This window comes from Metapseudomonas phytobenefica (genome assembly GCF_043392685.1).
GTDB lineage: Bacteria > Pseudomonadota > Gammaproteobacteria > Pseudomonadales > Pseudomonadaceae > Metapseudomonas.
The window spans coordinates 106,697-118,725 of sequence record NZ_JBHZGM010000005.1 but is presented as its reverse complement, the minus strand read 5'-3'; the positions used below and the strand labels follow the sequence as shown (position 1 = coordinate 118,725).

8 protein-coding genes are annotated in these 12,029 nt (G+C 66.2%); 2 read left to right on the top strand and 6 right to left on the bottom strand.

What is annotated here, in order from left to right:
- Window positions 1–34: 34 nt before the first annotated feature.
- The 4 genes from fdhE to fdnG all read right to left on the bottom strand — a co-directional run bounded on the left by fdhE (window position 35) and on the right by fdnG (window position 5,781).
- The gene (gene fdhE, locus ACFW0B_RS06555) at window positions 35–964 is read right to left on the bottom strand and encodes a formate dehydrogenase accessory protein FdhE (RefSeq protein ID WP_449147130.1); all 930 of its coding nucleotides are present in this window, start codon (window positions 962–964) and stop codon (window positions 35–37) included.
- 129 nt (window positions 965–1,093) lie between these two features.
- A complete protein-coding gene (locus tag ACFW0B_RS06550; protein ID WP_449147129.1) occupies window positions 1,094–1,723 on the bottom strand; it encodes a formate dehydrogenase subunit gamma in 630 nt (209 codons plus the stop codon).
- A 66-nt stretch (window positions 1,724–1,789) separates the two neighbouring features.
- Window positions 1,790–2,695 (bottom strand): formate dehydrogenase subunit beta, encoded by a 906-nt coding sequence (gene fdxH, locus ACFW0B_RS06545; protein ID WP_449147128.1) that lies wholly within the window; start codon window positions 2,693–2,695, stop codon window positions 1,790–1,792.
- Window positions 2,696–2,706: 11 nt separating this feature from the next.
- On the bottom strand, window positions 2,707–5,781 hold the full coding sequence (gene fdnG, locus ACFW0B_RS06540) for a formate dehydrogenase-N subunit alpha (RefSeq protein ID WP_449147127.1): 3,075 nt from the start codon (window positions 5,779–5,781) through the stop codon (window positions 2,707–2,709).
- Window positions 5,782–5,964: 183 nt separating this feature from the next.
- On the opposite strand from fdnG, the gene ACFW0B_RS06535 reads away from it, so the two are divergent.
- Window positions 5,965–6,411, top strand: coding sequence for a DMT family transporter (locus tag ACFW0B_RS06535; RefSeq protein ID WP_449147126.1), 447 nt, complete (start codon window positions 5,965–5,967; stop codon window positions 6,409–6,411).
- A 131-nt stretch (window positions 6,412–6,542) separates the two neighbouring features.
- Here ACFW0B_RS06535 and ACFW0B_RS25970 read toward each other — a convergent pair whose 3' ends face one another.
- The gene (locus tag ACFW0B_RS25970) at window positions 6,543–8,474 is read right to left on the bottom strand and encodes a methyl-accepting chemotaxis protein (protein ID WP_459251689.1); all 1,932 of its coding nucleotides are present in this window, start codon (window positions 8,472–8,474) and stop codon (window positions 6,543–6,545) included.
- Window positions 8,475–8,609: 135 nt separating this feature from the next.
- Window positions 8,610–10,931, bottom strand: a complete 2,322-nt coding sequence (gene pbpC, locus ACFW0B_RS06520; protein WP_449147125.1) for a peptidoglycan glycosyltransferase PbpC — start codon at window positions 10,929–10,931, stop codon at window positions 8,610–8,612.
- A 392-nt stretch (window positions 10,932–11,323) separates the two neighbouring features.
- Here pbpC and ACFW0B_RS06515 point away from each other — a divergent pair, with 392 nt between their 5' ends.
- Window positions 11,324–11,974: a hypothetical protein gene (locus ACFW0B_RS06515; RefSeq protein ID WP_449147124.1), complete on the top strand. Its 651-nt coding sequence runs from the start codon at window positions 11,324–11,326 to the stop codon at window positions 11,972–11,974.
- The last annotated feature ends 55 nt before the right edge of the window (window positions 11,975–12,029 follow it).

Sequence of the window (12,029 nt, the reverse complement as noted above, 5' to 3'; positions counted from 1 at the left end):
ACGGGGCGCTCAAATCCTTGTGAAGTCTAGGTGTTTATTCGCCACCTGGTGCCAGGAGAAGGTTCGGCGCGCGACGCAGGTAGCCTTCTTCGCTCATGCGCAGATCAAGATCGAGGCTGGCCAGGTCATCGGCCTGGGCTTCGGCCTCGGCGTCGAACTCCAGGTAGCACTGCTTGAGGTAGCCCTGGCAGCTTGGGCAGGCCTCGGCGCGGATGGGCGCCTCTTCTCCCTTGACGCCTTCGCGGTCGAGAGAAAGATAGGCCAGGTGCTTGCTCTCCTGGCAGTGGCTGCATTTGAGGCGCACGTAATGCCATTCGCAGGAGCACAGGGAGCAGACGAGGTAGCGCAGGCCGTTGTGCTTGCCGCGATGACGGATCATGCCTATGACCGGCGGAGAACCGCAGGCTGGGCAAAGAACCTTGGCCTCGTTCTCGACTATGGCGCCTTCGGGCAGCTCCAGCAGCCAGTGACTGAAGGCCACTTGCAGGGCGGCGCCTATGAAGGGGGCGATGGCGGGCGGCAGCAGGTCGAACTGGCCGCTCAACAGGCCGACGCCCCAGGCCTTGCGCTGGGCCGCATCGGCTGCCTTGAGCTGGCTCAGGGCTGCAGCCACGGCGGCGTTGGCCGGAACCTCGATGCGCGCCAGCAGGACATCGAGAGCGGCGAGCCAGACATCGGCGCGCACCAGGGCTTCGAAGGCAATGGGCGGCATGCCGTGTTCGCGACTGCGGGCCAGGGACTCGGGGGCCGGGCCAGGCAACGGCGGCGGGTTGTCCAGGACCTGTTGCTGGGCATCGCAGAGTGCGGCCACCAACTCCAGGTAGCCGGCCAGCGGATGGTTGTTGGCGAGTTGCCGCAGGCGCCCGGCACGGACGCGGAACAAGCCGCGTTCGGGGAGGTTGAGGAACGGGGGAATGTTGGCTGCGGCCTCGATCTGGCCGGGTTCGAGTATCTGGCCTGACACGCAGAACTCCTTCAGTGGGTTGGCTGTGGGGGCAATTCATTCGCTAAAGGCAGCGTAGTTGCCTCCTGTCGGGTCGTCAGGCAGTCCTGCGGACTGCTTGGCGAATGAATTCGCCCCCACAGGAAAAGCTCAGCGCTTGCCCTCCCCTTTGCCGACTTCCTTGTACCAGGCGCCGTGGTGTTTGCGGGCCCAGGCCTTGCTGACCCAGCCGTGGAGCATGGCGCTGACCGAGCCCTTGACCCAGATGCCGGCGTAGATGTGGACGATGATGCTGAGGATCAGCACCCAGGCGGCGAAGGCATGGAGCAGCGCGGCGAGGCGGATGAGCTCGATGCCGAACAGGTGGCTGAAGTACTGCCGCCAGATCACGACGCCGGTGGCCAGCAGCACCAGCATGCAGAGCAGCAGCACCCAGAAGAGCATCTTCTGCCCGGCGTTGTAGCGGCCCACTTCCGGCAGCCGGTCTTCGCGGTTGTTCACCACGTCCTTCCACTGCTTCAGCCACTGACTGTCGGACTTTTCCCAGCGGTTGTGGCCGGCGAAGCGCATGGCCAGCACCACGAAGAAGAGGAACATGGCCACGCCGAGGAAGGGGTGCAGGATACGTGTCCATGGCCCGCCGCCGAAGAAGTGGGTCAGCCAGAACAGGGACGGGTGAAACAGCGCCAGGCCGGACAGCCCGGCAAGGAAGAAGAGAATGGCCACCGCCCAGTGATTGCTGCGCTCGGCGGGGGTGTAGCGTTGGATGTCTTTGTTCATGTCGGGCTCCAGACGGGGCGGCACTGCCCTCCCCCGGCCCTCTCCCGGAGGGAGAGGGCGTTTGTCTCAACTCGGCGATTTCGGATCGGCCTTCTGCACCGCCGCACTGCCACGGTGCGCCTCGTCTTCTTCCACCTTGTTCGGGCCGACCCGCACGTAGTGGAAAAATCCGAACAGCGCCACCACGCCCATCGCCAGCAGGCCCAGCGGCTTGGTCACGCCTTTCCACAGGCTGACCATGGGGCTGATGGCCGGGTCGTCCGGCAGGCCGGCGTAGAGCGAGGGTTTGTCGGCGTGGTGCAGCACGTACATGACGTGGGTGCCTCCGACGCCCGGCGGGTCATACAGGCCGGCGTTCTCGAAGCCACGGGACTTCAGGTCGACGATGCGTTCGGCGGCATGCTCCTGCATGTCCTCCTTGGTGCCGAAGACGATGGCGCCGGTCGGGCAGGTCTTCACGCAGGCCGGCTCCAGCCCCACGGACACGCGGTCGGAACACAGGGTGCACTTGTAAGCCTTGTGGTCCTTCTGCGAGATGCGCGGGATGTCGAAGGGGCAGCCGGTGATGCAGTAGCCGCAGCCGATGCACTTGTCCTGGTTGAAGTCGACGATGCCGTTGGCGTACTTCACGATGGCGCCGGGGCTCGGGCAGGCCGCGAGGCAGCCCGGCTCGTCGCAGTGCATGCAGCCGTCCTTGCGAATCAGCCATTCCAGCTTGCCGGCCTCGTCCTCGTGCTCGGTAAAACGCATCAGGGTCCAGGTCGTGGCCGAGAGGTCCGCCGGGTTGTCGTAGGTGCCGTGGTTCTGGCCCACCTCGTCACGCAGGTCGTTCCACTCCGAGCACGCCACCTGGCAGGCCTTGCAGCCGATGCACTTGGAGACGTCGATGAGTTTGGCGACTTCGTCCATCTCGCGAACGGACGGCATGGGCGTCGTGGTGGCGGAGCGGGCGATGATGTCTTGTGATGCCATGGCTCAGCTCCTCATGCCTTTTCCACTTTGACCAGGAACGACTTGAACTCCGGTGTCTGCGTATTGCCGTCGCCGACGAAGGGAGTGAGCGTGTTGGTGATGTAGCCGTTGCGCGCCAGGCCGGAGAATCCCCAGTGCAGCGGGATGCCGACCTGGTGCACGGTCCTGCCGTCCACGGTCAGCGGCTTGAGGCGCTTGGTCACCACCGCCACCGCCTTGATGAAGCCGCGGTTGGACGACACCTTGACCCGGTCGCCGGCGGCGATGCCCAGTTCCTTGGCCAGGGCTTCGCTGATCTCGACGAACTGCTCGGGCTGGGTGATAGCGTTCAGCCGGCAGTGCTTGGTCCAGAAGTGGAAGTGCTCGGTGAGGCGGTAGGTGGTCGCCGCGATGGGGAAGTCCGCCGCCTTGCCGAAGGCGTCCCAGTCGGCCTTGAACACCCGCGCCGCCGGGTTGCTGGTGACCTTGGCGTTTTCCGGGTGCAGGAGGTTGCGCCCGATGGGGGTTTCGAAGGGTTCGTAGTGCTCGGGGAAGGGGCCTTCGGCCATCTTGTCGAGGGCGAAGAACCGCGCCACGCCCTCGGGGTTCATGATGAACGGGCTCATGCCTGTTTCCGGCGCGGCGTCGACCTTGAAGTCGGGCACGTCGGTGCCGGTCCAGTTCTTGCCGTTCCACCACACCAGGCGCTTCTTCTCCGGGTTCCACGGCTTGCCGGACGGGTCTGCCGAGGCACGGTTGTAGAGGATGCGCCGGTTGGCCGGCCAGGACCACGCCCAGCCGAGGGTCTGGCCCATGCCGTAGGGGTCGGCGTTGTCGCGGCGGGCCATCTGGTTGCCGGCGGCGGTCCAGCTGCCGCAGAAGATCCAGCAGCCGCTGGCGGTGCTGCCGTCATCCCGCAGCATGGCAAAGCCCGGCAGCTGTTCGCCGGCCTTAAGCAGCACCGCGCCGCTGGCCGGGTCGCTGAGGTCGGCCAGGGCCTTGCCGTTGAACTCGCGGGCCAGCTCGTCGGGGCCGGGTTCGTCCGGGCGCTGATAGTTCCAGTCCAGCCCGAGGATCGGGTCGGGGAAGGCCCCGCCGTCCTTCGCGTAGGCCGTGCGCAGACGATGGTACAGCCCGCCCATGATGGCGATATCGGTGCGGGCCTGGCCGGGCGGTTCGGCGCCCTTCCAGTGCCATTGCAGCACCCGTCCGCTGTTGACCAGCGAGCCGTCCTCTTCGGCGAAGCAGGTGGTGGGCAGGCGGAACACCGTAGTCTGGATGCTGGCGGTGTCGACGTCGTTGAACTCGCCGGCGTTGCGCCAGAACTCGGAGGTCTCGGTGGCCAGCGGGTCCATGATCACCAGGTACTTCAGCTTCGCCAGGCTCTCGGTGACCTTGGCCTTGTTGGGGAAGGAGCCGATGGGGTTGAAGCCCTGGCAGAAGTAGCCGTTCACCTTGCCCTGGTGCATCAGGTCGAAGACCTTCAGCACGTCGTAGCCGGGAATGTCGAGCTTGGGCAGCCAGTCGTAGCACCAGTTGTTCTCGACGGTAGCCGACTTGCCGAACCAGGACTTCATCAGGCTGACGTGGAACTTGCCGTAGTTCTGCCAGTAGGACATCTGCCCCGGCCGCATCGGCTTGCTCGCCCGCTTGTCGATGTAGGCCGCGTAGTCCTGCTCGGCATCCCCCGGCAGGGTCAGGTAGCCCGGCAGCAGGTTGGAAAGCAGGCCGAGGTCGGTCAGGCCCTGGATGTTGGAGTGGCCGCGCAGGGCGTTCATGCCGCCGCCGGGCATGCCGATGTTGCCCAGCAGCAGCTGCGCCATGGCGCCGGTGCGGATCATCTGCGAGCCCACCGAGTGCTGGGTCCAGCCCAGGGCGTACATGACGGTCATGGTCTTGCGCGGGTCCGAGGTCTCGGCGATGAGCCCCCAGACCTGCTCCAGCAGTTCCTTCGGCGTACCGCAGATGCTGCTGACCATGTCCGGCGTGTAGCGGCTGTAGTGCTGCTTCATCAGTTGGAACACGCAGCGCGGGTCCTGCAGGGTCATGTCGACGCGAACGTAGCCATCCTCGCCCTTGGCGTAGCTCCAGGAGGACTTGTCCGGATAGGCGCGCCTGGCCTCGTCGTAGCCGCTGAACAGGCCGTCCTCGAAGGTGAAGCCTTCGTCCACGATGAAGGGCGCGTCGGTGTAGTTGCGCACGTACTCGTGCTGGATCTTGTCGTGGCTGATCAGGTAGTTGATCAGGCCGCCAAGGAAGGCGATATCGGTCCCGGTGCGGATCGGCGCGTAGTAGTCGGCCACGGCGGCCGAACGGGTGAAGCGCGGATCGACCACGATCAGCCGGGCGTTGTTGTGCGCCTTGGCTTCGGTGACCCACTTGAATCCGCAGGGGTGGGCTTCGGCGGCGTTGCCGCCCATGATCAGCACCAGATCGGCATTCTTGATGTCGGTCCAGTGGTTCGTCATGGCTCCACGGCCAAACGTCGGGGCAAGACCTGCCACCGTCGGGCCATGTCAGACACGCGCCTGGTTATCGAACCCCAGCATGCCAAGGGAACGCACCACCTTGTGGGTGATGTAGCCGGCCTCGTTGCTCGATGCGGACGCCGCGAGAAAGCCCGTGGTCAGCCAGCGGTTCACTGTCTGGCCCTTGTCGTTCTTCTCGACGAAGTTGGCGTCGCGGTCAGCCTTCATCAGCTTGGCGATGCGGTCGAGGGCTTCATCCCACTCGATGCGCTTCCACTCACTGGAGCCCGGCTCGCGCACCTCGGGGTACTTCAGGCGGTTGGGGCTGTGGATGAAGTCGAGCAGGCCGGCGCCCTTCGGGCACAGGGTGCCGCGGTTCACCGGGTGATCGGCGTCGCCTTCGATGTGGATGATGTTCTGTGCGACGTTCTTCGCGGCGTCGCCCTGGCTGTACATGATCAGGCCACAGCCGACGGAGCAGTAGGGGCAGGTATTGCGCGTCTCGATGGTGCGCGCCAGTTTGAAGTGGCGTACCTGGTCGGCAAAGGCTTCCGGGGGCGCTACCCCCAGAGCCGCCAGACTGGATCCTCCAAGGCCCACGGCACAGACCTTGAAGAACTGTCGACGGTTCATGTCCATCGTGGTTCTCCCTCATCAGGCAGGCGATGCCCGGCAAATCGCCGGATCTATCCAATCCAAGGGTAGTCAGGTTCGGGGTTAATGCCAGAGGCCTCGTTCGACCTTCCCGCAGCGTCCGCGGCGCCTGGAGCAGAAGAAACGCGCTCGGGCATACTATGCGCCCTTCAATTTCCGGAGTTCGCCATGCCCAAGGCCTGGTGGCTGCTCGCCCTGCCCTTCGTCGCCGGCGCCTTCCTGCCCCTGCAGGCGGGCATCAACGGCCAACTGGCCAAACAGGTTTCCAGCGTCATGAGCGCTGCCCTGGTGTCTTTCCTGGTGGGCACCCTCGCCCTGCTCGCGGTGGTGCTGATTCAGCGCGAACTGCCGACCTTCGAGGCGCTCAAGGGGGTGAGCTGGTGGCAATGGAGCGGCGGCCTGCTGGGAGCGGTGTTCATCGCCACCGCCGCCTTCGTCAGTCCGCGCATTGGCGCGCTGCTGTTCATGACCCTGGTGCTGGCCGGGCAACTGAGCATGGCGCTGATGCTGGACCACTTCGGCTGGGCGGGTTACCGCGAGGCGCCCATCAGCATCGGCAAACTGGCTGGCCTGGCGCTGATCATCGGCGGCGTCTGGCTCATTCGCCGGGGCTGAGCTTGCTGGCGCGCCCCCCCTGTAGGGTGCGCCGCGCGCACCGATGCCTCGCAGTAGAGATGACTCGGTAAGCGGTGCGCATGGCGCACCCCGTAAATCGCGGGCAGCCCGATGGGCTGCCCTTCTCCTGCTTACAACCTGAACCTGCCCATCTGCTGCGCCAGGTCGCCGGCCAGGCGGCTCAGGGTCTGGCATTCCTCACGGCAGCCGCGCACTTCGCTGGCGGTGGCGTGGGCCAGGTCGGCGATGCCCTGGACGTTGCGGTTGATTTCCTCGGTCACCGACGACTGTTCTTCGGTCGCCGCGGCCACCTGGTGGTTCATGTCGCTGATGCGTTCCACCTGATCGGTGATGGCGCCAAGGGAGGTGCCGGTGCGCTGGCTGGCCTCGACGCCCGTGCCGGTGGCGGCCTGACCGGCGTGCATGGACTGCACCGCGGCTTCGGCGCCGTGCTTGAGGCGCTGGATCATCTGCTGGATCTCGTCGGTGGACGACTGGGTGCGGCTGGCCAGGGTGCGCACCTCATCGGCGACCACGGCGAAGCCCCGGCCCATTTCGCCGGCGCGGGCGGCTTCGATGGCTGCGTTCAGCGCCAGCAGGTTAGTCTGTTCGGAGATGCCGCGGATCACCGCCAGCACCTGGTCGATGGACGCCACCTGGCTGGCCAGTTCGCTCACCGCCGAGGCGGCGATGCCGATCTCGTTGGACATCTTCTCGATATGCCCCACCGACTCGCCCACCACCTGGCGCGCTTGCAGGGATTCGTCGCGGGCATTCTGCGAGGCATGGGCGGCAGCGCCGGCGTTGCGAGCGATTTCCTGCACCGTAAGGCCCATCTCGTGCACGGCGGTGGCGACCATGTCGGTCATTTCCTGCTGCTGGCCGGCGCGGGCCGCGGTGTTGTCCACCACCTGGGCCACCTGGCCGACCACCTTGTGCAGGCGCTGGCTGGTGTCCAGCACTTCGCCGATCAGGCTGCGCTGGCTTTCCAGGAAGCGGTTGAAACCACGGGCGAGGTCGCCCAGCTCGTCCGCGCGGCCTTCGTCCAGGCGGCGGGTGAGGTCGCCGCCACCGCCGCCGATTTCCACCAGTGCCGCAGTGACCTGGCGGATCGGCCGCACCAGCCCGCGAGCCAGTAGCACCACCAGCAGCAGGCACAGGGCGAGCACGCCGAAACCGGCGAAGCTGCTGGTGACCATGGCCTTGCGCGCCTCGGCGTAGATTTCCGCTTCCGGCACTTCGCTCACCAGCTGCCAGCCGAGGCTTTCCAGCGGACGGGCCAGGGCGAGGTAATCCTCGCCATCGCGGCTGAAGTGGATGGCCTTGCCGCCGGAAGCCAGCAGCAGGGCGGCGGATTCGGCGCCGAAGACGTCGTCCAGGCGCGCGCTGCCGTTCAGGGAGGCGTCGGGGTGGACCTTGATGTTGCCCTTGCTGTCCATCAGGAACACCCGGCCGCGCTCGCCGAAGCGGAAGTCGCGGATCATCTCGGACATGGATTGCAGGCTGTAGCCCAGGCCGGAGACTCCAAGGGTCTTGCCGTTGCGGCTGATGCGCTGGTTGATGAACAGGGTGGGCAGGCGGGTGCCCTTGTCGATGTCGATTTCCAGCACCCGGTTGCGGTCGCTGTCCACCAGCCGATAGAACCACTGGTTCTCCGGCTGGCTGCGGGAAATGGTCCGCGCCAGGCCCTCGCCCGTGTGGTAGTGGCCGCTGTCCAGCACGGCGATGGAGGTGGTCGTGGCGTTCTGCTGGGCGCGCACGCCTTCGAGGTAGCGGGCGAATGCCTCGGCGCGGGCGGGGTCCTCGCCTTCGGCGAGCCAGTCCTGCACCAGGGCGTTCTCGGCGATGCTGGCGTTGGCGGTGATGGGTGCGGCCAGGGTGCGCTCCAGGGCGTTGCCGATGGCCTCTACGCGAGCAGGCAGGGCTTCATCCAGCAGGAAGCGTTCGGTCAGGCGATTCATCAGCACCGAGTAGATGCCGATGACGATAAGGATGCCGGCGAGCAGGGCCGCGCCCATGCTGAAGATAAGCTGCCACTGAATGCTGCGTTGCCAGAGGCGCATGGCGGTGTCTCCTTGGAGTTCTTGTTGGAGGCAGGACGAAGGGGGCGAAGGATTGTATACAAGTCAATCGACAATTTTCCTGCTCATTGCCAACAACAGCTATCGGCGGCCCATGGCAAAAACTTGAACGCGCGGTCAGTCCGTGACGGTGAACTCCAGACGAGCGGTCTGCCCGGTTTCGTCCAGCACGCTCAGCTGGTGCCGGCCGCTGCGCCGGAATTCCTGATTGAAGCCCTCCTCCGGCGACGTGGCGGTGAGCGGTGCACCATCGAGGAACCACCAGCGCCGACCGCTGCCGCCGAGGGCAGAGAGCTTGAGGCGCAGGGGTTCGGCGCTGCCGGACGGGCGGCGCAGCTGGTCGCCTTCGCGCACACCGACGATGGACAGCGGCGCCGCCGCCGGCGGCAGGTGCGGCGGGCAGACCGGGTCCACCTGTGGCAGACGCGCGGCACGCCGCTCGCGACGCGGCAGCCAGGGTTCCAGGGGCGCCGGCCAGAGCACCAGCTCGCGTGCCTGGGCGCCGTTGCAGCCGGCGGCCACCTGGCGGCCTTCGGCATTCACCCACAGCGGCTGGCGCAAGCCGAGCCCGAGGGGCTGGTCGGCGGCCAGCAGGGTGGGCGGCGTGGTGCCTTCGAGGGTCCAGGCGAAACGCTGGCGGCGGCAGTTGGGGTCGCCCTTGGCCATGGGCTGGCCAAGAGGCCAGCAGATCGCAGCCACGCCGACTTCCGGCGGTTGCGGGTCCGGCGGCTGGGCGATGCCGCGCTGGGCGTCGCGGTTCACCAGCAGGTCGTGCACCTGCAACAGCAGGGGAGCGGCCGAGGCCAGGCCGAACTGACCGGGTACCGGCGTGCCGTCGGGCCGGCCGATCCAGATGCCGATCAGATGACGCGGCCCGACGCCGATGGCCCAGGCATCGCGGAAGCCGTAGCTGGTACCGGTCTTCCAGGCCAGCACCGGGCGCTGGCTCAGGTGGGCGCGCGGGTCGCGGTCCGGGCGCGCCTGGCCGGCCAGGATGCGCCGGATGATCCAGGCGGCGCCGGGCGACAGCAGGCGGCGTTCCCGCAACGCATCCTCGGGCTGCAGGCGCAGACGGGCGACGCGGCCCTGCCGGGCGAAGGCGCTGTAGCCGCTGACCAGTTCCTCCAGCTTGCTGCCGGCGCCACCGAGGATCAGTGCCAGGTTCGGTTCGCTGGCCGCCGGCAGCACCAGCGGCACACCGACATTGCGCAGCTCGCCGGCGAAACGCTTCGGCCCGTAGGCTTCCAGCAACTGCACCGCCGGCAGGTTGAGGGACATGCCCAGCGCCTCGCTGGCGGACACCGGGCCGATGAAGCCGGCGGCGAAGTTGCCGGGGCGATAGTCACCGTAGCGGCGGGGCACGTCCTGCAAAAGGGATTCGGAGTGGATCAGCCCGGCATCCAGGGCCATGCCGTAGAGAAACGGTTTGAGGGTGGAGCCGGGCGAACGCAGCGAGCCGATCATGTCCACATGGCCGAAGCGGCGTTCGTCGGCGATGTCGACCGAGCCCAGGTAAGCGCGCACGGCCATGTTCTGGTGCTCCACCACCAGGATGGCCGCCGAGGTGCGCTCCGGCAGGCGTGCGCGCCAGCCCAGCAGCAGGTCTTCCAGGCGGCGCTGCAGGGCCGCGTCGAGGGTGGTGCGGATCAGCGGCGGGCTGTTGCGAACGTTAAGCCGCCGCGCCAGCAGCGGCGCCAGGCTGGGTTCCTGACGCGGCGCCAGGAGCACCGGCTCTTCCATGGCCTCCTTCACCGCGCCTTCGGGCCAGACGCCGAACTGCGCCAGACGCCGCAGCACCTTGTCCCGCGCGGCCTGGGCACGTTCGGGGTGGCGGTCAGGGCGTAGCCGGCTGGGCGCTTGGGGCAATACGGCCAACAGCGCGGCCTCGGCACGGGTCAGTTGCGCGGGAGGCTTGCCGAGGTAGGCCCAGCTGGCGGCGGCCACGCCCTGCAGGGTGCCGCCAAAGGGTGCGCGATTGAGGTAGAGACCGAGGATCTCGTCCTTGGACAGGTGCCACTCCAGTTGCGCGGTGCGCCAGAGCTGGCGCAACTTGCCGGAGAAGGTGCGCGGGTGCGGATCGAGCAGCCGCGCCACCTGCATCGACAGGGTGCTGCCCCCGGAGAGCACGCGCCCCCCCGTGAGGTTGAGCCAGGCCGCTCGGGCCAGGGCCAGGGGATTCACCCCAGGGTGCTGGTAGAACCAGCGGTCCTCGTAGGTCAGCAGCGCCTCAAGGTAAAAGGGCGACACCTCGTCCTGACTGACCGGATAGCGCCACACGCCGTCGGCATCGGCGAAACGCCACAGCGGCGTGCCGTCCTCGGCCAGCACCACCCGCGCCAGGTCGTCGCCCGGCAGGGGCAAGGGGAACAGGCGATCGGCGCCCCAGAGCAGCGCCAGCAGCAGTAGCGGGATGGCAAGCCAGGGGCGGAGGTGTTTCATAGCAAAACGGACGGCTGCCAAGGATGGGCTCCGGGTTGGCGGGTTCTGGAATGTTCAATCTCATGGCGCCCCCTTGCTTGAGCTGGCACTCCGGCACGAACTCTCGCATTCAGAGGCCTACCGCTTCCAAGCTCGGACGCCAAAACACAGACGCCAAAATAAAGTCATTAATTTCAATAACTTATGCCGATCGTCGGCTTATTCATACCTTAGGTTCCGCAACCTTGCCCGGCACCTTTACTAACCGGCGACGGGCTCGTACATAGAATCAAACTGACATCACCACGGTCACTTTCCGCGGGTCAGCCAAGCGCAAATCAACCCTAGATCTGAATCAGGCAACCCAGCACACGGGCAGTGCATCTTTGCGCCCATCACCAGAGAGAAATGACATGAAGAAAGCAATTTCGAGCATTTCGCAGTTCCCGGTAGCACTGCTGGCCGCTCTGCTGGCGACCTCCAGTCATGCCTTTGAACCCTCCATCCAGATAGTTGAGCCCAATGGCACCCAGTATGTGGCCGGCTTCCCTGCCCTGGTGAACGTGGGCCTCAGCATTTCACTGGTCAACGGGCAAGAAAAATGCCTGACCAACGCGATCAAGTCCCTGAGTGTGGATGCACAGCATGCGGATGACTCCGAACCGACCACTATCCATACCACGCAGGAAAACCCCATCAGCAATGATCCGGTGCTATGCCCCGCGCCCTACAACTTCCAGTGGAGCGTACCCAAGCCCGGCAGCTACAACCTGGTCGTCACAGCAACCCATGGCAATGACGATGGGAGTACCAGCACCGTGGTCGAATTCCTGATGTTGGCCGTGGAGTTCCCAGCGCCACCGGCGGTCGCCAACGCTTACATCAACGGCACTCCGGACTATAAAAGCGCCAGTGGCAAGAAGCGCGGTTGCGTGATTTCGAAGATCGCCGAGAACCATGCCAAGGATTCCAAGTACGGTCCCAAGGGTGGCCCGTACAACGAGCCGGCCATTACCGCTGACGTGAACGAGTACTACGCCAACGGGACCTGCCCGGCCAAGTAACACCGGGCAAAACTTCAATCCCTCGCAGAAGCAGCGTGCATATCCCGCTGCTCCT

What these genes read in the sequence shown, in the direction of transcription:
- ACFW0B_RS25970 (WP_459251689.1), bottom strand. Translation starts at nt 8,474, where the DNA reads ATGCGCCTCTGGCAACGCAGCATTCAGTGGCAGCTTATCTTCAGCATG.
- fdxH (WP_449147128.1), bottom strand. Translation starts at nt 2,695, where the DNA reads ATGGCATCACAAGACATCATCGCCCGCTCCGCCACCACGACGCCCATG.
- pbpC (WP_449147125.1), bottom strand. Translation starts at nt 10,931, where the DNA reads ATGAAACACCTCCGCCCCTGGCTTGCCATCCCGCTACTGCTGCTGGCG.
- ACFW0B_RS06515 (WP_449147124.1), top strand. Translation starts at nt 11,324, where the DNA reads ATGAAGAAAGCAATTTCGAGCATTTCGCAGTTCCCGGTAGCACTGCTG.
- ACFW0B_RS06535 (WP_449147126.1), top strand. Translation starts at nt 5,965, where the DNA reads ATGCCCAAGGCCTGGTGGCTGCTCGCCCTGCCCTTCGTCGCCGGCGCC.
- ACFW0B_RS06550 (WP_449147129.1), bottom strand. Translation starts at nt 1,723, where the DNA reads ATGAACAAAGACATCCAACGCTACACCCCCGCCGAGCGCAGCAATCAC.